We start from the raw sequence: 21,463 nt of genomic DNA on the forward strand, positions 1-21,463 counted from the left end.
TTACGGCAGGTGACGACATGGCAGAGAATCATGGAAATTTTGAAGAAAAGGAATCTTCTGGCGAGGGGAGCGAATCCCCCCAGCTCGTTTCTGGTAAAAGCATTTACCACTATATCGCCGAAGCGTGGAACGATCCAGATGAATCGTATGTCAAACAACTACAGTTCGAAAGGTTGATACAGTGGAGAAGAGAAGAGAATTTCTGTCGGATTGATTATCCAACAAGACTGGACAGGGCAAGGAAACTCGGTTACAAAGCGAAACAAGGCTATGTACTCGTCAGAGGCAGAGTGAGAAAAGGTGCGCTTCAAAAAAGAAAGATAAGGAAAGGAAGAAGGGCGAAGCGCCGCGGGATTGTGAAGATCACAGCTGGAAAGAGCTTACAGAGAATTGCTGAAGAGAGAGCGGCAAAGAAATACCCCAACCTTGAGGTTCTGAATTCATACTGGGTCGGGAGTGACGGCAAGCACGAATGGTTTGAGATCATTATGGTCGATCCACATCACCCCGTGATAAAGAGTGATCCAAAAATCAACTGGATATGCGACCCCGCGAATAAGGGAAGAGTGTATCGCGGGCTCACCTCGGCTGGAAAGAAAGGAAGAGGGCTTAGACACAAAGGCAGAGGTGCGGAGAAAGTCAGACCATCAATCGGCGCCCATAACAGACAGGGTAAGTAAAATCAGGCGCTGATCTCCTTAAATTTCTTCCCAACCTCTTGGTCATCAAATCCAATCAGTGGAAAGAAAGCAGGCACTGATAATTTGACCTTCTTTATCTCTTCCATTTCACTGCTGCCGTAGCCAAAAACGACCGCTAGTGCCCTGTACTTCCGGACACATTGCTCGACTTGGCCAGATTGTTCGATCGTAAGACGTGGACTCCAAGCCTCGAGAATTTTTATCAATTCCCTCGAATCAGACAGGACGATCACGCGACAGCCCCTCTTCATCATAAGCCACGCGGCCACGACATCTCTTTCTCGATTAACAATGGCTAGAACCTTTCCCTGGGAACCTAAAGGAAGACCGCCTGGACCAGGGATGTATTCTGAAAAAAAATAGGCTCTACTTCCACGAATCTCCACGAATATCTCGATATCAGGCGAAGCGAGGTCGACACTGATCGCCCTATCTTTATGTGACTCAAGGATTGCAGCCCCAAGTTCTCTGGCAACATCCATACTGCTGTAATCATGGCTGCCAGTACGTCGCACACGCAGCGCAAAAGTGCTCCCCTGCGTGAGAAGAGGTGCAGAATATTCAACGGCAAATGATCGCATTTCTTCGAGTTCACTGCTACAACTCGTAACAGAACTAATCGATGCGATTCCGAAAATCCTCTTCAGACACTTGATTGCGCGATCGATATCGCGGGTTTCAACAAAAATCCTCCCCCGCTCTCGCTCGACGAGACATTCAATACCTTCTTTTGCAAAGGAGTCAAGGATGTTGTTGACAAGAATCCGCTCAAATTGGTTTCTGACCGACTCACTCTTGAGACCGACCTCAGCATAACGAACGAGGAGGAGCGACATCATTTTGATGTGAAGCACATACGATTATATTTGAGCAGCGTCCGTGTACCAGCAGGAATGATCCCTTCTCTTCAGATGGCTAAGCAACAGTTATCTATCAGACATTGATATGTCGGAGAATTGTTAGGCGGTTATCAATGGAATTAATCGTCTTCGTCGGACTGATCGTTTTCGCACTTATTGCAGGCCTTCTCGGGTCTTTATTAGGTCTAGGCGGGGGCATCATCATCATTCCGGCCCTTACACTTGTCTTCGGTTATCAGATCCAAGTGGCAATTGGGGCAAGCCTCATCGGTGTCATTGCGACATCGACAGGCGCTGCATCACATTATGTTCACGAGAGGCTGACGAACATCAGACTCGGGATGATTTTGGAAACAGCGACAACACTGGGCTCGATCATCGGTGCCCTTGTCGCCGTTTATGCGAATCAGCATCTTCTTGCGATTGCATTTGGAGTTTTCCTTGTCTATGGCGCGATCTATATGATTCGCAGGCCAGAGCGTCTGACGCCACCCGCTCCAGACGGAGCTGGACAAAAATCTTTCAGAATTAGGGGTAGATTTTTTGATCGCAGGCTGAACAAAGAGGTCACATACGAAGTGAAAAACATTGATCGGGGGTTAGTGGCGAGTGCCGGAGCCGGCATCATGTCTGGTCTTCTCGGTGTCGGCGGAGGTTTGGTCAAGGTTCCCGCGATGAACATTTGGATGGGTGTCCCGATGAAAGCAGCTACCGCGACGAGCAATTTCATGATTGGTGTCACAGCCCTCACAGGTGCGCTGATCTATTATGGCTATGGCTTTTTGTCGCCGACCGTTAGTGCGATCGTCGCAGTTGGCGTCTTCTTTGGGGCAACTATAGGATCGCGCATCGCTTATTTGGCGACCGGAACGGGTTTGAGGAAATTTTTTGCGGTCGTGATGATCTCAATCGCGATACTCATGTTCCTTCGCGGCATGGGAATCCTACCGACGGGGTGAGAAATCGATGGAAGATAGGGGGAAACTGGATTCATACGTGAGAGGGGTTCTACTAAGCGGTATGGTCCTCAGCGTTTCACTACTAATTATAGGCCTTGCCGCCCTCTTTGTCTCCCCATCCGGTTGGAACGATATCACGATACCAATTGATCAGATTCCCGGTGAAATGTTAAAAGGGAACCCTGTCGCAATTTTGAATGTAGGCATTGTACTGCTCATCGCAACGCCGCTGATGAGGGTCATAATAGCTCTTGCTGTTTTCCTCCTGGAAAAGGACTTTCGGTATGCAAGCATTTCACTATTTATCTTGCTGACGATTGGGATTGCAGTATTAATTGGTGCAGTGTGATTTCCTCGTTCCAGAATTCTATGAGAATCGCACGGGGGAGGGACTAATCCCAGTCAGAGACTATTTTCCAAGTATGATGAATCATCCCTTAAAATGGTTTTTTAAAACGAGTCCAGCTCAAGAAAGTTTGAGCCCGTTAAATAATTAACCAGAAGGATTAAGTTCAAAAAAAAGCAGAATGGTAACGTCCAGGGCATCGACTAACCATCAAAAATAGAAATGGAGATCAGATTGATTTAATGATTTTTAACTCGATTTTGATCTCTCCAAGTGCTGAAAGGAACAATGTTAAATAGAGACCAGCCTATCCCCGTCAAATGATATCTTGATAGGGCGTAAATCTTTCCTCATCGTTCTTTCACGATTCGCTTCGGCAGGACTCGCGTTCGTGGGTCTTTACTTCATGACGAGGTACTATGCGCCCGATGTTTACGGGAGCATTGCGTGGACCCTCTCATTTGTCAATACATTCAATGCAGTGGCTGATCTTGGCTTCAACGCTGCACACATAAAGCGCGTATCAGAAGGAAAAGACATCCACGACTGCTTGAGTACTTTTCTCGTAGTGAAGACCATCTTGACAAGTATAATGATATTGACGATCATAGCATCAGTACTACTTTGGTCGTCGTTTTCTGGCGAACGATTCTCACAGTCGACCCTCGAACTGATCATGTTATTCATCCTTTATTCGGTCTTTTACGACCTTGCTTCAATCGCCACTACGACATTTGATGGAAGGGTCGAAACCGCGAAAACGCAGGTCTCTGTGATAATGGACCCATTGGTAAGAATCCCACTTATTGCAATCATTTCGATCAGCAGACTCGACGCCACCTACATTGCCTATGCGTACGTCCTTGGTGGGCTGACAGTTGCAATCACCAGCCTCGCGATCCTCATGAGGGGACAGTATCGATTTGTAAAACCCACACTCTTCAAATCCTACGTTAAATTTGCTTTTCCAATCGCACTGATTTCGATAATGGGAGCGATATCTGCCAACGCAGACAAACTCTTGATCGGATTGTTCTGGAGCGATGCACATGTCGGCTTCTATTCCGCCAGCCAATCAACTCTTGGTCTATTCAGTGTAATTGGCGTTGCTGTTTCGACGATCACCTTCCCAACATTTTCCAGAATGCACAAAGCTGGCAATCTCATTGAAGTCAGAAAAAAGACAAAGATGGCGGAGAGATACATTTCGATGATCGCGATTCCTATAGTCGTTGTCGTTTTCTTATTCCCTTCCGAAATCGCTTTGATCCTTTTTGCAGAGAATTTTGTCCAGGCGAGCGGACCTCTGAGATTCCTATCGTTATCCATGCTGCTTGGATTGTTAAATGGCGTTTACGCAAGCCAGATTAACGCTGTCGATCGGCCCGATATTACTGCAAAGCTGACACTTGTGTCACTCTCCGTCAATCTATTAATGCTCCTAATCCTAGTCCCCCCAAGTATAAATGGCATCACTATGCTTGGGTTGGGAGCGACCGGTGCCGCGATTGCGAATGTGGTGACAGTCGGCACCGTGTTTGTCGTGACCAGGCTAGTTGTGAAAAGACTGACGAACACACGGTCGAATCCACGAATCCTTCTCCACATCGTTGCTGGGATTATCACAGGTTGTATCCTCTATTTTGTGAATTTCATTTGGCCGCTGATGAGATGGTATGATCTCGTCGGATATGGGATTGTGTCGTTTGGTATATTTGTGACAATTCTCTTCTTACTGAGGGAATTCACCAGAGATGATATCAATTACTTCCTAAGTGTTGTGAGTCCCAGCGGGATGAAGGAATACCTTAACTCGGAGCTTCGCAGGAAAAATCGATGATTATTAAAAATCGACCTTCTTATTTAAAAAGAGGAGTAAGCTTCGATGAGACGGGATTTCATTAAATCCCAGTTGTATTCTCTTTCAGCCGCTGCGCGAGCGTTAGAACTAAACTTCATACGGACAATGGGATCCCTCAACGCATTGATCGCTTGAAGGAAATTCTGCTCAGTCCATTCGATGACAATCCCGCATGAATATTTCCTGATAATATCTCCTGCCAGTGTGCCCTCCGATGCTATAACAGGAACGCCCAGGGCCATCGCCTCAAACAACCTGTTGGGGGTTCCAATCCTGTTGTTCCTGTTCCTGGGATCTAAAAGACACAATGCAACATCAGCTTTTTTCAGTTCGTCCAACAATTTATCATGCGGCAAATATCCAAGAAATTCAACATTCGAGGACGCTTGAGATATTTTTTCGAGCTGGCTTGCAAGACGGCCAGATCCCGCAATCTTAAAAATGAAAGACTGAGAGGAAACTGCAAGATTGGCGACCTCTAACAAATATCTAAGTGGTTCCAAGCTTCCACCGTAAAAAACAACGAGCTTTTCAAGCTCTCCTGGCGGGCGTCTCGCGTTGTTGGGAAAATCGGGGAGATCGATGCAATTCATGACGATCACTGGTTCAACGTGAGAATGATCACGAAGGATTTCCGCGACTTTTTCATTCACAGTAATGACAACATCCGCTTTGCCGATGAGCGATTTCTCCATTGAATCAAGGAGGTTTGATAAAAAAGGTGGGACATCTTCGAAAACCATACTCGCATAATGCTCGTGAGCATCGTAAATGAGTGGAACACCCCTGAGTCTTGAAACTATCATGCCCTGGAGGAGCGTATCAAAGTCGTGGGAATGAATTATATCACAACTCGTTTTCAACGCTCTAAGAATCATCTTCACCATGAAGAATGGGAAATTGAGAACGAGCGATCCAATGTCCTTAACTGGCAGGGTCCTAATCCTTCGGATTTCGATTCCATTGGAAGATTCATTTATCGCCTGCTTGCACCTGCGATCCCAGCAAATTATTCTAACTCTATATCCTTCACCCAAGAGAGTAAGTGCTTCCTTCTCAACTCTTGGATCTGGCCTGTATTCGTTTGATAGAAGCATGAGAACGGTTTTCTCGGCCGGCGCCTTTCTCCTATACGTGAGTGTCAATCGTCTTCCCTTCCATCATCGATTGCTTCGCTTTCTCGATCATCTCTACTGTCTTCACGCCAACGAATCCACTATTCATTGTCTCAGTATGCGGGTCACCGATGGATTTGATAAAATGCAAGAGTTCCGTCCTTATCGTATTATTCCTCTCGATTCCAAGTTTGTACCAGTATCCACTCTCGTAGACCGTCACTTCCTGACCGACCGCATCGATGACGCAGCAACGCCTTTCACCGACGATCTCGATCTGCCTCACTTTCTTTGGTGCTAGCCAGCTCAGTGAAGCGCTCGCAATCTCACCGGAAGGCAGCTCTGAGATGATGTATGCCGTTTCTTCCATCTCTTTTCTTCTGAACGGGCGACCAACACAGGTGATCTTCTTCGGCCAAACACCCAATAAGAAGTTGATAATGTCGAAATAATGAGGGGCCAGATCGACGATGACGTCCCGATCCGGATAAGGAGGTTCGAAGTTCACCCAATAGAGGTTCATGAAGAAAATACGCCCAAAAAATCTCTCTCCGATAAGCCTTTTCACCTCCTGCAGTGCATTGTTGAACCGATAAATGTGTCCTACAGAGAGCGTCAGGTTCCTCTCCTCCGCGATTTCAACGAGTTTTTGGCCTTCTACAGATGTCAAAGTCATCGGTTTTTCTACAAGGACGTGTTTGCCAGCCTCAAGTGCGTCCTTACAGACTTGGTAGTGTAGAGCATTGGGTACGCAGACGTTCACGGCGACGATTGAATCATCGGCGAGTATCTCGTGATAATCCCGAGTGACCACCTCGACACCGTACCGATCCTTACAATATTCCAGGTTTTTCTCATCAATATCGGCGACGCCCCGAACCCTTACCCCTGGTATCCCGCTGTACTCGTCGACGATCTTCCTCCCCCAATATCCGACGCCGATGACCCCGACTTCAAATCGTCTCATGCTCCTGATCCTCCGTAGAAATTGAAAATCTCCTCGCACACATACTTGACATCATCAAGGGAAAGGGTTGGGAACATCGGTAGAGATAAAAGACTCCTTGAGAGAGCTTCACTCACAGGGAACATCCCTGATGAGTAGCCAAAGGCCTCAACATATATCGGCTGGAGATGGATCGGAACTGGATAATGGATCCCACATTCAACTCCCTTAGACTCGAGGTGTCTTGCCAGTTCATCCCTTTTCTTGCACCGTATCACCAAGAGATGGAAAACGGGTTGGACATCGTTTGTACCCATCGGCGGGAGTTTGATCTCCGGTAAATCCTGGAGATGTTTCATATAATATCTTGCTATGGCCCTCCTCTTCTCATTCCATTCGTCCAGATATTTTAGTTGCACGAGACCAATCGCCGCATTAACCGTATTAAGACGCGCGGTGAACCCTAAAACATCGTGAAGATATCGGGAGGTTCGCCCGCAATCCCGTAGTTTGGCGATTGTTTTTGCCAGGGAATCATCGTTGGTCGTCACCATGCCTCCATCTCCCCCCACAGTCATGTTCTTTGAAGAATAAAAAGAGAAACAACCGAGATCCCCGATTGAGCCCACCTTTTTCCCTTTATATATAGCACCATGCGCCTGGGCGGCGTCTTCGACAATCCTCAGTTCTCTCGCTCGCGCAATCTCACAGATTTCATCCATTTGACATGGATATCCAAAAAGATGAACTGGAAGAATCGTCGAAGTTTTTTTGGAAATCGTCTTTGGGATCTCGTCAGGGTTGAGGTTAAAGTCCTGGTCTGAAACATCGGAAAATCTTGGGATTCCACCAGCGTGGACAACCGAGTTTGCCGTCGCGATGAAAGAAAGGGGTGTGGTGATGACCTCTTGATTCTTAATGTTAAGTGCGAGAAGTGAGAGAGTGAGTGCAGCGGTTCCAGAGGAAACTGAAATCGCATAATCGGTTCCGATGTACCTAGCAAATGCTTCCTCGAAGCGATAAACACTCTCTCCGAGAACAAGTCTCTCGTTCCTCAGCGCATAAATTGCCGCTTCGATCATTTCATCCGTGATCACTGGCTTACTTAATGGTATTCTATTCGTCGATCCCACCCCCATTACGATCTTCCAATTTTTTCACCACTCTGGCTGGGTTTCCGACTACAAGCGTATTTGGGGGGACATCTTTTGTAACAACAGCTCCCGCACCAACCATCGCGTTTTCGCCGATGGTAACCCCACAAATAATCACAGCACCAGCTCCTATCGATGCACCGCGTTTTACGAGCGTTGGAATAATCTTCCATTCACCAACTGCTCTCGGACGAATGTCGTTTGTAAAAACAGCGTGTGGCCCGATGAAGACTTCGTCCTCGATCACAACACCTGAAGGTATGTAAGAGAACGCCTCGATCTTGCATCTGTCCCCGACTTTCACCCCCCTTTGAATTTCAACAAATGCAGCGATCTTGCAATCTCGACCGATCGTACAGCCGTAAAGATTTACAAATTCCCTTACAACTGTTCCTTCCCCGATCGTGCAATCCTCAATTGAATAATACTTGGCAAAGAGCTTCATTTTCATCGACCAATGCAATCTGGGCATTAATATTTATTGTCGAACTATGCGACCAGAGTCTTTAAATTAAATTATATTGTCGAAAACAACCTGCCACCAAATCAACGATCAATAGAGTTCATCGAAATTGTGATAAGCTTCTGAGAGCTTATCCAGCGATAGATGCTTGTCAGCGTTGTTCTTAATGTAATGAACGAGGAAAGGAACATATCCGATCTTCTGGACAGCCTCGTAATTCAAGAAATGCCGGTAGAGATCATTGTAGTAGACGCAAACAGCAAGGATAGAACGCGAGAAATCGTGAAGGCATACGCCGAGAGGTATCCATTCATCAAACTTTACGTTAAGTGGGGGACAAGGGGGGAAAGTACGAACTACGGCATTTCGAAGGCAGCTGGAGAAATTATCGCATTTACGGGGGGTGATTGTATTGTTAATCCTTTCTGGGTCAAAGAACTCAGAAAAACGATTGTAGAAGGGGCTGATATCGTCGCAGGGAGGACGATTAATTTGGGACCTGAAGCGTGGGAGGATTTAGAACGTGTCGAATTATATCATAGAGGATTTGATGTTTCCTTTCCAAGTTGCAATATGGCATTTCGCAGAGAGGTTCTCGAGAAAGTGGGCGGATTTGATCCCTGGTTCATCACAGCAGAAGACATTGATCTGAATTACAGAGCCGTTGAAGCAGGATACTCAATTAGATACAACCCCAATGCGATTGTTTACCACAGGACGAAAGGCACTGTCTACAAATTTTTTAGACAGGCTTTTTGGAACGGTGTCGGTAGAAAACAGCTCACATTCAAGCACGGCAGACTCTGGAGTTCCTATGATCCAATCAAAATGTTCAAACAAAAAGTTAACGCATGGTCATTGATGAGACTCACATGCGCCCTCATGGGTTATATCGCATTCAAATTCTTTGGCGATAAGGGCCCATACGGAAAGAAATAAGAGGCGATTACCCTGCAAACACTGAAATAAAAACTTATTTTTAATGAGAAGACAAATCAGAGGCCGGGGGGCTCAGCTGAAAGTTTCGATCATCATCCCGACGATGAATGAAGAAGAATCAATCGGCAAAGTCATCGATGACGTCCATTTAGCAATGAGAAACACGGATTATCAGTACGAAATCCTTGTGGTTGATACAAATTCACGGGACAGAACAAGAGAGATTGCGATGGACAAAGGAGCAGTTGTTATCGAGGAACCTAGAAGAGGATATGGTAGAGCTTACAAGACAGGTTTTCAAATGGCGAAGGGCGATATCCTTGTGACACTTGACGCCGACTCCTCATATCCCGCAGAAATGATTCCTCGACTCATTGGTACTCTCCTTCAGGAAAACATTGAATTTATCACAACGAACCGGTTTGGTAAGATGGAGGAAAGTGCGATGAGCCTTAAGCACCGGATTGGAAACAGGATTCTGACAGCCACGACGAACATTCTTTTCGGAATCCGCGTCAAAGATTCACAATCAGGTATGTGGGTCTTCAGAAAGGAATGCTTGAGCAAGATGAATTTGACCAGCGACGGTATGCCCTTTTCTGAGGAGATCAAGATCGAGGCGTTCAAGAAAACCCGTGCGATAGAATTGCCAATCGAGTACAGGAAAAGGATAGGAGAGGTTAAACTTTCATCGTGGAAAGATGGTTGGCAGAATCTCTCGTTTCTATTCAGAAAAAGGTTCTCTGGACATTAATCCTCATCATTTACCATTTCTGGCAAATACTCCTTTGCAATTTCAACGCTCCTCCTCAGTGCTTCTCTTGCACGCGCGCTGTAAAGACAAGCGGCCGGGTGATACGTCGGAATAACGAGTGACATTGTGTTTCCGATTGCCACCTGCAGAATCCTATTCGCCTCTTCTTCTAGTTTCACATCTCGACCAAGCAGATTAAGACATGCAGTCCGGCCCATCGCAATAATGACTTTCTTCCCGACCAGTTCTTCCATAAGGAATGGGAGGCAGGCGCTCATTTCATCCTTTTTAGGCCTTCTATTATTTGGCGGCCTACATTTCACAACGTTCGTGATCAGGACTTCTTTCCTCGAAAGTCCAACTTCTTCCATAATGCGGTCGAGCATCTTGCCAGCCCTGCCAACGAAAGGCCTACCAGTCTTGTCCTCCTTTTCCCCGGGTGCCTCCCCGAGAAAGCATATCGGCGAATTCATATCGCCCTCTGGTGGAACAACCTGCGTCCGAGATGATGACAAGCGACAGCGCCGACAATGGGGGTCAAAACGCATGTTGTTTCCCCAGCAAATCAGTTGAACTGAGAAGGGGTATGAGTTCGACATTTATCGAGCTCAGAAAATCTCTCCCACCCTCTTCCCTGTCGACGACGGCAATAACAAAATCAACAACTGCCCCGTTCTCTCTTAGTAACATCACCGCTTCCGCAGCCGAACGAGCGGAGGTGACGACGTCCTCAATAACAACCACGCGATCACCTACTTCAATAGATCCTTCAATCATTTTCCCAGTACCGTGATCCTTCCTCTCTTTCCGGACCATGAGGAAGGGGACACCTGTTTTGAGAGAGAGCGCGACTGCAAGAGGTACCGATCCAAGTACTACACCCGCGATCTTATCATATTTTATGTTTCGCTTTGTCAAAACTGAATACATACCATCCGCGATAATTGAAAGGACGGAAGGGTCTGTAGTCGCCTTTTTGATGTCGATATAATATCCGCTCTTTCTCCCCGACGCGAGGGTGAAATCGCCGTACATAAGGGCTCCGCAATTTAACAATGCATCCTTGACTCCCTGCATGAAATCACCAAGGAACACTCTTCTTACCTAATTTGTACCCTATGATATTGACGACTCTGTGAAGAATCGGAACGGCAGCGATCAACACGACCAGCGATAAAATGCGTTCGCCGGCAATGAAGTTATTGATGAACCAATCTGGATAAAAGATGACCACGAGGACGATCGACCCAACGAGGAAGTCATATTGATCGAGTACTGGCGCCTTCGCACCTCTTTCAATGCCGAGACGCCGTTTAATGAACGATCCCCCCATATCGCCAAGCAGGGAGCCTAATGATAGTAGGAAGATGATGCCAAGACCTCTTGAACAAGACTCGAAACCCCAAAAGTTCTGCGGGTCGAAACTGAATGCGATCATAAGCATGAGAATGCCCAAAGACACCCCGGCCGAGACGCCACCGATGAGGCCGAGCCACGTTTTACCATCACCGAAGATTCTCTTCCCGCGGAAACTCTTGCCAAAATCAACGGGAGGCCCACCACCAAAGACCACTGCGGCGGGGTTAGGAATCAGAGAGGGGAGCATCAACCACAGGCCGCTCAGGGCGACATGCAACAAATCCATCAGGCCGTTTATCCCGAACTCTTCGTATCAACTTTTCGCATCTTCGTGGCTTCAGTTGAAACTCTTCGTTCCTTTTCTCTTTCTTCAAAGAAGCGGAGTACATCACCAAGGGGATCTTGCGTGAGCTCGAGTTCGATACGGTCAGAAAATTGTCTTGCCCTTCGATCGAGTATGATGGCAACGCCGATATCCGTGTCCGTTCTGATCAACCTTCCAATGGCCTGAAGCATCCGGCGATAGGCAGGCGCCCTCACCGTGTATTCCCACCCTCGACCAAACTTCATTTCATAATAATGGAGAAGGGCTCTCTGTTTAGCCGTTGGCTTGGGATAAGGAATTCCTACGACAAATGCGAGTTCAAGCTCTCGATCTGGAAAATCGAGACCTTCGCTAACCCTCCCCCCAACAACGGCGAAAAGCACGGCGCCCTGCTCTGCGCCTTCCCTGAACCGCGTCACCGTCTCCATCAACTCACTCTGGCTCATGCCACGCTCTTCGACGTGAACCTTTCGTTTGATTCGATACAAGATTCCATTCGAGAGAAGACGCTGCAGAAGGTTGAAAGAAGGAAAGAAGACGACGGTATTCCGTCTTACCCCGTTACAGATGTTCACGATATAATCCTCAATCTTCTCCACGATCTCCTGGTCCTGCGCGAGATCTTCGTATTTAGTCGTTACGTCATCGACAAAAAGAATCTTACGGTTCCTTTTAGGAAAAGGGGATGGAAAAGACTTCATGGGCGAATTAAGAGGAAGGCCAATAGAATCCCTATATTCATTCAGAGGGGAGAGCGTACCTGACATATGAACAGTAGCGGCGCATTCGAGGAGAGGAGCACACGCAATCGATGGGTCCAGACAATAGCTCTCAAATGATGGGTTGTCACCACCGAGGATGAGCTTTACGTAGTAACGCTCCTCAATATTCATCCAAAAATTGAGAAAGGCGCCGAGCGAGAAGATGTAGGACCTTGGTAATCGCCCTGCTTCCTTTTTCCTTTCCCTAATTATCTCTCCCTGCACCATTAACTCTCTTGTTGCCAACTCCAACATCTTTGATGTGAGGGTGAAGGCATGCAATAGACGCTCCTCAAGAAAATTCGTTGGCAGTAATCCGTCCTCATCAAGAAGATACTCTTCGACCGCTGAATCGAGGGCTTCGTGCATTACTGACACGATGTCAAGGATGCTGACCCCGTCAAGAATCTCGAGGTCCCCAAACTCATCCACTTCCCTCTCCACATGCCGTAACGATTTCCTTGATAGATTCAGCGTTCTCACTTCTCTCGCATAATCCAGCAGATTATGAGCTTCGTCAACAACGACAACCAAATCAGAAATCGGCACTGACATCCAGTCGAGGAGTGCATCCCGGATGAATTGAACGAAGAAGTACGCATAAGGCGCTGTCACGACCACCGCTTTTGATGCTAGCTCTTTCGCAAGTTCGTACGGACAGATACCCCTTCCGTCGCAGTAATCCACAAATTCTTCCACAGTGGGTATCTCAGAAAACACATATCTCTCGATTTCATCAAAAGGTGTCGCGATTGTTTCTTCGTAAAACCTGCACCCGCCTTCGAGCTCATCGACCGTGCGCCTCTTCTTTTCTGCGCAGAGCCTCGAAAGCTCCTCCGGCGTACCAGACCTCAATTCAGGGTCCCGCCGAGCAAGCGGACACGTACTTTGCCTCCCCTGGAGACCTAGACCATAGACAGGGCGTATCCCGTTAATTCGCCTGAGCTCTTTCAGCACCTGCTGTTGCTGAGAGTTTGTCCGCGTTAAATACAGAATCTTTTTTCCAGTATCGAGGGACGCACTCAAACAACCTACAAGCGCGCAGATCGTCTTTCCACTCCCCGTACCGGATTCGATGATAATGTGTTGTTTATTCCTTACCGCAGCGACAATATCCTCGACGATTTCGCGCTGACCAGGCCTCGGACGATACGGGAAAAGATCCATTTCATCCATGACATTTGAGAGTCAAACAATACCCTTTCGGAGAGGTCATCGAAATTGTTGACTTATCGATGATGCCAAAAACCGTCAGACTTGAATGACGAATCATTCAATTTCTTTGCCAGACATCATCTGGAATTTCATCGTACACAGAATCGACTTCGTTATCGAAATGCTTATTCGATCCATTCATCTCAAGCAATTCGAGTATCCTCTCTTTCCTGAAAAGCCAATAATGGATCCTCCATTCTCTTCCATCATATAGCGTAGTTTCTTCCCGCTCGGTTGTCAAGATGCCAGTGTCCTCAAGCATGTAAAACGCATCTCTGTCTTCGGGCTCAAGGATATTATCGATAATCCGTTCGCTGTATCCGAAGAAATTCATGATGTGAGTAGCCATCGCTTTCGCTTGATCTTCAGGCATGCCATTCCTGTCGATGCTATTCCTAATCGCCCTAGCCAAATCATCAACAGTAAACGTTGATGACTTACCGTTGTTGCCATTGTTAGGTGACATGACAGGTCCGCTCCGCACGAAGTTAACGGGTTCTTAGAACTTTCTATGAAATAGAAGGTTGATTGAAATTTAGAGAATCTCTATTTAAACATTTTGCGAACACCGACCTTTGAAAAAAGGTTCTCTTTACTAATATAGATTAAGATTAGCTAAAGAATGAAAAAACCATCAGCTTTTTGTATCCCTATATTCCTTTTAAAGAGGGAATCATGATCGCCGAATTCAGTATTGTTCCAATAGGAAAGGGAGAGAGTCTGAGTGGGTTCGTGGCCGAATGTATCAAGATCGTGAAGGAGAGCGGCATTAAATATCAGCTCACACCGATGTGCACAATCCTCGAGGGCGAATACGACGATGTCATGGAAGTCATCAAGAAATGTCACATGAAGATTATGAGCATGTGCGATCGGGCACTGACATCTATCAAGATCGATGATAGGAAAGGACGGAAAGACGCGATGACTGAAAAAGTGAGAAGTGTTAGAGAGAAGCTCGAGTAAATGAGTAAATGGCGAAAATAAACAACTACCCGTATAAGCAGTCTTCATGACCCCTGAGCGACTCCGAACCTCATTTACAAATCAATTAGCATAGCCCTTGGACGTCTTTCTCGAGCGACTCAACGATGCGTTGCGCGACGTTCCTATCACCATAATTCGTTATTCTCGATGTCTTAGGTTTCGCACTGTGGATTGCGTGGAGAATTTTCTCTTCGTCAGCACCAACGAGCACGTTCCAACCATCTCTCACCGTCTCGACCCATTCGGTTTCTTCCCTTACGGTGATGCATGGGACGCCGAAATAGTATGCTTCTTTTTGAACGCCACCAGAATCAGTGACAACTTTCCTCGCATATTTCTCAAGGGATGTGAACGTGATGAAATTCAGCGGGGGCAAAATCTTTACATTTCCAGATGATGCAATCAAATCTTCCAGGCCCCATAACCGAATATTCTTTGCTGTTCGCGGATGGAGCGGCAACAAAACCTTCATTCCACATTTCGAAAGCGCTCTGAGGATCGCCACAAGCCTCTCTTTCACATCCGCATTTTCCTGCCGGTGTATCGTTGCGAGAATGTAATCGTTCTCGGTGACTCCAAAGTTCTGAAGGAATGACTTCGAGAGTTTTTGTTCAACGTCCATTAAGCATTGGATCATCGTATCTCCAACGACATGAACCCTTTCGACTATGCCTTCTCGAGCAAGATTCTGTGCGGCAGTATCACTTGGACATAAAAATATTGAAGAGATGTGGTCGGTGACAACCCTGTTAACTTCCTCAGGCATCTTCATATTGAAAGATCGCAAACCCGCCTCCACATGTGCGACTGGAATCAATAGTTTCGCTGAGGCGAGGGCACCAGCAAGTGTTGAATTTGTGTCACCGTAAACGATCACGAGTTCCGGTTTCTCCTTGAGGAGGACATCCTCGATCGCCATGAGCATTCTTCCAGTTTGGTTGGCGTGACTTCCTGAGCCGATCCCTAGATGGTAATCAGGATCGGGGATGTTGAGTTCCTCAAAGAAGACTTTGCTCATCTCGTAATCATAATGCTGCCCAGTATGGATCAGGAGATGTTCGTGCCTTTTCGAGATTTCGTCTTTAAGCGGTGCAATCTTGATGAATTGAGGTCGCGCACCAATGATCGAGGCGATCTTCATTATTGGTAAGAATGAGCGTCATCATAATACATTTTTCCGACATCGAGCGCTCAAACGCGATCATTCGTTAGAAGATCATGTATTCCTTTGGTTTTAGCTTACTCAATGCTATATACCTGACCTCGTGGAACTCCCCAAGCTTCTTGACCTCATTGAGGACCTCCGATGGAACTGGATCATCGACAGTGAGTAACATGAGTGCCCGACCTCCCCTGCTCTCGCGCCCGACACCCATCCTCGCAATATTGATTCCCCTGCTGCCAAGAATTGTACCAACCTTACCAATTACACCAGGAACATCGTTATGCGTAGTCATGAGGAAATCGCCCTCTAGCGGTAGGTCAACGTCGAATGAGTCGATGCCCAGGAGCCGCGGTTCATTTGCTGGGAAAGCAGTACCACGCACTTCCCGTTTGATCCCGTCCGAATGAATCCTTACGTTGATCGTGTTGAAATACTGAGACGTCTCTTCCACTCTCGACTCGATGACCTGGATACCTTTTTCTTTTGCAATCACCTGGGCGTTAATAATATTCGTGTTTTCACCCGTGATGTTCGATAGAACACCGATTAACGCAGAAATTGTCAACATTTTCGTATCAAGTGTTGCGAGCTCACCAGAATACGAGACTTCGATTCTCCTTATTGGCCCGTCGACGAGCTGAAATGCGAATGCACCGAGCTTTTCCGCTACAGAGATGAATGGAATAATTTTCTGCTCTATCCGACCAATTGGTGCGTTGACAGCATTCGTGATCTTATGTTCAGTCAAAAAGAGCTTCACATGCTCTGCCATTTCAAGTGAAACTCTTTCTTGAGCTTCCCTCGTTGACGCACCGAGATGCGGTGTCGTGACGATATTGGGTAGTTCAAGGAGTTTTGAACCGATCGGTGGCTCCTTTTCGAAAACATCAAGCGCCGCACCAGCGATCCTCCTCGTTTTCAGCGCCTCATAAAGGGCTTCTTCATCGACAATGCCCCCTCTTGCACAGTTGACAAGCAGTGCCGTTGGCTTCATGAGATTGATCTGATCCTTGCCGATCAGATGATATGTTGATGGGGTCAACGGTGCGTGGATCGTGACGATATCAGCCTCTTCAAGCGCCTTCTCGAGCGGCAATAGCCGAACGCCAACTTTTACTGCAGTTTCAGGCGAGATAAAGGGATCGTATCCGACTAACCTCATCTGAAATGCTTTGGCGCGCTTTGCCACCTCTGCGCCGACCCGACCAATACCGATAATCGCCAAAGTCTTTCCACTAAGTTCAATGCCTGTAAACTTACCCCTCTCCCATTTTCCGCTCTTTAATGAGGCGTCAGCCCACACAATATTCCTCGCCAGCGCCAGAATCATTGCCATTGTATGCTCAGCCGCCGAGATGATGTTGGCTGATGGGGTATTCATGACTAGAATGCCTTTCATTGTCGCATACTCGACGTCGACATTATCGACGCCGACGCCCGCACGACCAATGACTTTGAGATTCTTGCCAGCATCGATTACATCCCTCGTGATCTTCGTGCCGCTTCTGATAATAATCCCATCATACTCATGTATGATCTTCATGAGTTCCTCGTGGCTAATATTCGGCCTAATATCAACCTCAACACTCGAGTCTCGGCGCAGTATTTCAAGCCCTTCCTTTGAAATCTCATCAGTAACGAGTATCTTCATTATGACGCCTCCAGTACCTCGTCCATCGCTCTCAGGAGTTCCTCAATTTCTTTCACAGTGAGGTCGCCCATGTGTCCGATCCGGAAGGTCAAATCTTTGATTCTCCCATAACCAGGCGAAATCTCGTAGCCTTTCTTTTTAAGCTCCTCCTGCAATTGATCGAAACTTACACTTCCTCTTGAAATCACAGTGATAGTGTCAGACCTGTATCCCTCCTCGGCGAAAAGAGAGAGTCTCTTAGCGGCCCAAGATCTTACAGCATCTGCCATCGCCTTGTGCCTCGCATACCTTTGTCTCATCCCTTCCCTCAAAATCCTTTCAAGCTGGAAATCCAGAGCGTACATTAGAGAAATCGGTGGAGTCGTAACGGGCAAATTCTTGTCAGCGAACTTCTTCATTTCCAGTAAATCGAAATAATATCCCCTGTTCTCCACGCTTTTTGCTTTTTCTAATAACCTTTCGCTCACGCAGATTATGGCGAGACCGGGCGGGAGTGCGAGTGCTTTCTGTGTCCCGAACACGACTGCATCTGCCTCCAGAGATCTCAATTTTAGATCGATGGCGAATGCAGCGGTCACCGCATCGATAAAAATGAGAGGATCGCATTTTGAACGTATAGCATTGATGACTTCATCAAGTGGATTGAAAACACCAGTTGAGCTTTCATTAGCAACGATAGTAACCGCCTCGACGTCCTCCTGCAGGGTATCTATCACATAATCGCCCCTAATCGCTTTACCCCAAGGTACCTCAATGCCTTGCACCGTTTTTCCATTCAAAACGCCGATCGATTGCCAGCGCTCCCCAAAGGCACCGTTTGATATACCGGCCATCTTCTTCCTGACACCGCACCTCACGCACGATTCGAGAAGACCAGTCGATGACGATGGAGCTATTAGAATATCCATGTCCACTTCGAGCGCTTTGCGGATCTTCTCAACGATGCTTTCCTGAAGATGCTCGTATTCCTTACCCCGGTGCACAATCATCGGCTTTGTCATCGCCTCCAGGACTTCCCGCCGGACCTCGACAGGGCCTACAGTAAATAATTTGCGATACATGGACACCCCCCAGAATTCACCGCACGACGCTCAGGATCGCGCGGGGAAAGCGGAGGGCATCCGTGATGCTCCTCCACATCCACATCCAGATCCAGAGCTGATCGGCCAGCATCCACATGAATTCATTCGAATACTCAAAATACTCATGCCTGGCATACCTCTGCTACGCGCTACCGAGGTCAAATCAATTACTGAGATGCCAAGCATGTCACTATGTAACATTGTGATGCCTGTATCACAAATGTACCGATATAAAACTTACTGCAAGGAATTGATCAATTATTAAAAACGCTCACGAACGGAGAGCCGTTGATCGTTCTAAATGAGAAAGACAAAGTTTAATCACAAATTGGATTAATTGAACCTAATGCGAAAAGTGAGATCGACCAAGGAATTGGACGAACGTACTTGCTCTGAGAGTAGGATTACATTGACCAGCAATTGTAGAAGGTTATTATAGATGCTGAGTGAATTCGGAAGCTAGATGATCTCAAGAAGGATTTGCGTCGTTGGATTAGGCTACGTTGGTCTGCCATTGGCGTGCTTGTTTGCTGATAAAGGTTACGAAACAGTGGGATTGGAAAGAGATAAAAAGAAAGTAGAAACGATTAACCAAGGCATTTGTCCATTGAGAGGGAAAGAACCTGGTTTAAAGGAGATTCTTCTAAATGTTGTCAATAGTGGAAAACTGATCGCAACATCAGACCCAGAAATCTGCTCAAAGGCCGATGCTATCTTCATATGCGTTGATGTCCCAATAGACGAATCTCAACGACCGGTTTTGACATTTCTCGAAAGTGCAGTGATGGAAGTAGGGAAGAGGCTGAGGAGAGGTACGTTAGTCGTAGTTGAATCAACGCTTCCTCCTGGAACGATGAATAATTTCGTAATTCCGCGCCTAGAAAGCATTTCTGGATTACAGGCGGATAAAGATTTTTTCATCGCCTATTCCCCAGAAAGAATTCTGCCTGGGAATGTTATAGAAAGCCTGAAAAGAAATGCAAGGATCATCGGCTTCCGGAATGAAAGGTCGCTCTCGCTCGCTCGTGACATCTATTCAACCATCGTCGAAGCCCCAATTTATCAGACAGACATGATAACGGCTGAAATAGTCAAGACCGTCGAGAACGCCTACAGAGACGTCCAGATAGCATTCGCAAATGAGGTCGCACTGGCCTGTGAAGATCTCGGAGTGGATGTTTTTGAAGTAAGGAGGCTTGTCAATACCTCACCTTTCAGGGATATGCACTTGCCCGGGTCGGGTGTCGGTGGCCACTGCTTGACCAAGGATCCGTGGTTATTCGCGAGTTCGATCACCGGTCGATCGCTTCCTTTGATTTCGACTGCGAGAGCGATCAACGATTCGATGCCTGAACATCTCGCTGCGCTGGCGATGGAGGCACTCTGTGAGGCTGGGATAGATAAGTCGAAACCGAAAGTATCGGTATTCGGTCTCGCTTTCAGAAAAGACATCGGGGACACGAGAAACTCTCCCGCGCTCGCTGTAATCGACATACTGCGCAAAGATACAAGAATCATTGTCCACGATCCTTATGCAGAGCCGCCGACTGACATAGATTTTACAAGAGACATCAAAGAGGCCTTGAGGGGTTCAGACTGTGCCATCTTTGTCACAGATCACAGCGAATATAATACGATTGATCTTCAAGAATTGGCACGACTCATGCGGACGAGAATTATCGTGGATGGACGCAATCTTTTCGACGCCAGAAAGTGTAGAGAGGAAGGTTTCATCTATCGAGGAATCGGCAAGGGCCGTTGATCAGCAGATCGATTCGACAATCCCGATCGCCACATCAATGTCTTCTTCTGTAATCCCATAATGAGTAACGAACCGCACAGTGGTTCCTCCGAAATCAGTGACAAGCAGCCCCTTTTCCCTCGCTTTCAGGACGAATTCCGTGGATCTCATGTTCAAAGACGAGACATCTAGTAGCACGATATTCGTCTGAACCCTTTTCATGTCGACCTTCAATGACCCGATTTGATTAAGACCTCTCGCCAATTTTTTCGCGTTGTCATGATCTTCTTTCAATCGGTCAACCATCTTCGTCAGGGCGATAATGCCCGGTGCGGCGATTACACCAGCTTGCCGCATCCCCCCGCCGAGCATTTTCCTCACTTTCCTTGCCTTCTCAATGAACTCCTTGTTCCCCACAAGTACGGACCCAACCGGCGCACAGAGACCCTTCGATAGACAGAAACTGATGCTGTCAACATGTCTAGCATACTCCCTCACATCAACACCTAAAGCAATGGCGGCATTAAAGATCCGGGCGCCGTCGATATGCACTTTCATTCCGAAATCATGTGCTACTCTGGCAACCCCTCTTACCTCATCGGGTCTCCATACTGTTCCACCTGCCCTGTTATGCGTGTTCTCGATCTCAACAAGCGTCGAGGGTGGAAAATGCAGATCATTTCCCCGTAAAGCAGCTTGAACGTCTTCGCCAGTGAACACCCCATACTTTCCTCTGATTAAACGAGGAATAACGCCGGCAATCGCCGACATTCCGCCGACTTCATAATAGTAGATATGCGCTTCGGATTCAACAAGCATTTCGTCACCGCGATGGCAGTGAGTCATCACTGCGATAAGGTTACTTTGCGTGCCGGTCGGCGTCAACAACGCCGCCTCTGTGCCAAATCTCTCAGCTGCAAGCTGCTCCAATCTGTTGACGGTTGGATCTTCCCCCGCAACGTCGTCGCCTAACTCGGCATCGAGAATGCTCAGAAGCATTTCCTTTGTGGGAAGTGTCACAGTGTCGCTTCGCAAATCGATGATTCGCATACTCTCACAACCCCAAGTACGATAAGTGC

23 protein-coding genes are annotated in these 21,463 nt (G+C 47.1%); 9 read left to right on the plus strand and 14 right to left on the minus strand.

The window, feature by feature from the left end:
* The first annotated feature begins 17 nt into the window (after positions 1 to 17).
* Positions 18 to 680, plus strand: coding sequence for a 50S ribosomal protein L15e (locus tag QHH00_02055; GenBank protein ID MDH7508166.1), 663 nt, complete (start codon positions 18 to 20; stop codon positions 678 to 680).
* Between the two features lie 2 nt (positions 681 to 682).
* Here the strand turns inward: QHH00_02055 and QHH00_02060 are convergent, their stop codons facing one another.
* Complete coding sequence (locus QHH00_02060) at positions 683 to 1,555, minus strand: THUMP domain-containing protein (GenBank protein MDH7508167.1); 873 nt, start codon at positions 1,553 to 1,555, stop codon at positions 683 to 685.
* 119 nt (positions 1,556 to 1,674) lie between these two features.
* Here QHH00_02060 and QHH00_02065 point away from each other — a divergent pair, with 119 nt between their 5' ends.
* From QHH00_02065 to QHH00_02075, 3 genes are all read left to right on the plus strand, one after another.
* Positions 1,675 to 2,520 (plus strand): sulfite exporter TauE/SafE family protein, encoded by an 846-nt coding sequence (locus tag QHH00_02065; GenBank protein MDH7508168.1) that lies wholly within the window; start codon positions 1,675 to 1,677, stop codon positions 2,518 to 2,520.
* A 7-nt stretch (positions 2,521 to 2,527) separates the two neighbouring features.
* A complete protein-coding gene (locus QHH00_02070) occupies positions 2,528 to 2,869 on the plus strand; it encodes a DUF1634 domain-containing protein (GenBank protein MDH7508169.1) in 342 nt (113 codons plus the stop codon).
* Positions 2,870 to 3,194: 325 nt separating this feature from the next.
* Complete coding sequence (locus QHH00_02075; GenBank protein ID MDH7508170.1) at positions 3,195 to 4,706, plus strand: flippase; 1,512 nt, start codon at positions 3,195 to 3,197, stop codon at positions 4,704 to 4,706.
* 23 nt (positions 4,707 to 4,729) lie between these two features.
* Here the strand turns inward: QHH00_02075 and QHH00_02080 are convergent, their stop codons facing one another.
* Genes QHH00_02080 through QHH00_02095 form a run of 4 tightly spaced genes read right to left on the minus strand, consistent with a single transcriptional unit; the run spans position 4,730 to position 8,387 of the window.
* A complete protein-coding gene (locus QHH00_02080; GenBank protein ID MDH7508171.1) occupies positions 4,730 to 5,872 on the minus strand; it encodes a glycosyltransferase family 4 protein in 1,143 nt (380 codons plus the stop codon).
* A complete protein-coding gene (locus tag QHH00_02085; GenBank protein ID MDH7508172.1) occupies positions 5,856 to 6,809 on the minus strand; it encodes a Gfo/Idh/MocA family oxidoreductase in 954 nt (317 codons plus the stop codon). Before QHH00_02085 ends, QHH00_02080 begins: the two co-directional genes overlap by 17 nt.
* Positions 6,806 to 7,927, minus strand: coding sequence for a DegT/DnrJ/EryC1/StrS family aminotransferase (locus QHH00_02090; GenBank protein MDH7508173.1), 1,122 nt, complete (start codon positions 7,925 to 7,927; stop codon positions 6,806 to 6,808). The genes QHH00_02085 and QHH00_02090 overlap by 4 nt, the downstream gene beginning before the upstream one ends.
* Positions 7,905 to 8,387, minus strand: coding sequence for an acyltransferase (locus QHH00_02095; protein ID MDH7508174.1), 483 nt, complete (start codon positions 8,385 to 8,387; stop codon positions 7,905 to 7,907). Before QHH00_02095 ends, QHH00_02090 begins: the two co-directional genes overlap by 23 nt.
* A gap of 162 nt (positions 8,388 to 8,549) precedes the next feature.
* On the opposite strand from QHH00_02095, the gene QHH00_02100 reads away from it, so the two are divergent.
* Both QHH00_02100 and QHH00_02105 read left to right on the plus strand, forming a co-directional pair.
* The gene (locus QHH00_02100; GenBank protein ID MDH7508175.1) at positions 8,550 to 9,344 is read left to right on the plus strand and encodes a glycosyltransferase; all 795 of its coding nucleotides are present in this window, start codon (positions 8,550 to 8,552) and stop codon (positions 9,342 to 9,344) included.
* Positions 9,345 to 9,387: 43 nt separating this feature from the next.
* Positions 9,388 to 10,098, plus strand: coding sequence for a glycosyltransferase family 2 protein (locus QHH00_02105; GenBank protein ID MDH7508176.1), 711 nt, complete (start codon positions 9,388 to 9,390; stop codon positions 10,096 to 10,098).
* On the opposite strand, the gene QHH00_02110 is transcribed toward QHH00_02105, so the two are convergent.
* From QHH00_02110 to QHH00_02130, 5 genes are all read right to left on the minus strand, one after another.
* Positions 10,095 to 10,646, minus strand: a complete 552-nt coding sequence (locus tag QHH00_02110) for a uracil-DNA glycosylase (protein ID MDH7508177.1) — start codon at positions 10,644 to 10,646, stop codon at positions 10,095 to 10,097. The two genes, QHH00_02105 and QHH00_02110, sit on opposite strands and share 4 nt — an antisense overlap.
* Positions 10,636 to 11,175: an orotate phosphoribosyltransferase gene (gene pyrE / locus QHH00_02115; GenBank protein ID MDH7508178.1), complete on the minus strand. Its 540-nt coding sequence runs from the start codon at positions 11,173 to 11,175 to the stop codon at positions 10,636 to 10,638. The genes QHH00_02110 and pyrE overlap by 11 nt, the downstream gene beginning before the upstream one ends.
* A 4-nt stretch (positions 11,176 to 11,179) precedes the next feature.
* The gene (locus QHH00_02120) at positions 11,180 to 11,743 is read right to left on the minus strand and encodes a CDP-2,3-bis-(O-geranylgeranyl)-sn-glycerol synthase (protein ID MDH7508179.1); all 564 of its coding nucleotides are present in this window, start codon (positions 11,741 to 11,743) and stop codon (positions 11,180 to 11,182) included.
* 8 nt (positions 11,744 to 11,751) lie between these two features.
* A complete protein-coding gene (locus tag QHH00_02125) occupies positions 11,752 to 13,710 on the minus strand; it encodes an ATP-dependent DNA helicase (protein ID MDH7508180.1) in 1,959 nt (652 codons plus the stop codon).
* 106 nt (positions 13,711 to 13,816) lie between these two features.
* On the minus strand, positions 13,817 to 14,224 hold the full coding sequence (locus tag QHH00_02130) for a hypothetical protein (protein ID MDH7508181.1): 408 nt from the start codon (positions 14,222 to 14,224) through the stop codon (positions 13,817 to 13,819).
* Between the two features lie 209 nt (positions 14,225 to 14,433).
* Between QHH00_02130 and QHH00_02135 the strand changes: the two genes are divergently transcribed.
* A complete protein-coding gene (locus QHH00_02135; GenBank protein MDH7508182.1) occupies positions 14,434 to 14,724 on the plus strand; it encodes an MTH1187 family thiamine-binding protein in 291 nt (96 codons plus the stop codon).
* 85 nt (positions 14,725 to 14,809) lie between these two features.
* On the opposite strand, the gene wecB is transcribed toward QHH00_02135, so the two are convergent.
* The 3 genes from wecB to QHH00_02150 all read right to left on the minus strand — a co-directional run bounded on the left by wecB (position 14,810) and on the right by QHH00_02150 (position 18,622).
* On the minus strand, positions 14,810 to 15,886 hold the full coding sequence (gene wecB / locus QHH00_02140; GenBank protein MDH7508183.1) for a UDP-N-acetylglucosamine 2-epimerase (non-hydrolyzing): 1,077 nt from the start codon (positions 15,884 to 15,886) through the stop codon (positions 14,810 to 14,812).
* Positions 15,887 to 15,953: 67 nt separating this feature from the next.
* Positions 15,954 to 17,561 (minus strand): phosphoglycerate dehydrogenase, encoded by a 1,608-nt coding sequence (gene serA, locus QHH00_02145; GenBank protein MDH7508184.1) that lies wholly within the window; start codon positions 17,559 to 17,561, stop codon positions 15,954 to 15,956.
* Positions 17,561 to 18,622 carry an aminotransferase class V-fold PLP-dependent enzyme gene (locus QHH00_02150; protein MDH7508185.1) on the minus strand — a complete coding sequence of 354 codons (1,062 nt, stop codon included), beginning with the start codon at positions 18,620 to 18,622 and terminating at the stop codon, positions 17,561 to 17,563. The genes serA and QHH00_02150 overlap by 1 nt, the downstream gene beginning before the upstream one ends.
* On the opposite strand from QHH00_02150, the gene QHH00_02155 reads away from it, so the two are divergent.
* Positions 18,621 to 18,908, plus strand: coding sequence for a hypothetical protein (locus tag QHH00_02155; GenBank protein MDH7508186.1), 288 nt, complete (start codon positions 18,621 to 18,623; stop codon positions 18,906 to 18,908). The two genes, QHH00_02150 and QHH00_02155, sit on opposite strands and share 2 nt — an antisense overlap.
* 198 nt (positions 18,909 to 19,106) lie before the next feature.
* Positions 19,107 to 20,405, plus strand: a complete 1,299-nt coding sequence (locus QHH00_02160) for a nucleotide sugar dehydrogenase (GenBank protein ID MDH7508187.1) — start codon at positions 19,107 to 19,109, stop codon at positions 20,403 to 20,405.
* Here QHH00_02160 and ltaE read toward each other — a convergent pair whose 3' ends face one another.
* On the minus strand, positions 20,406 to 21,434 hold the full coding sequence (gene ltaE / locus QHH00_02165) for a low-specificity L-threonine aldolase (protein ID MDH7508188.1): 1,029 nt from the start codon (positions 21,432 to 21,434) through the stop codon (positions 20,406 to 20,408). It abuts the gene before it with no gap.
* Positions 21,435 to 21,463 lie beyond the last annotated feature (29 nt).

Source organism: Methanomassiliicoccales archaeon (assembly GCA_029907465.1).
In the GTDB taxonomy this organism is placed as follows: domain Archaea; phylum Thermoplasmatota; class Thermoplasmata; order Methanomassiliicoccales; family JACIVX01; genus JACIVX01.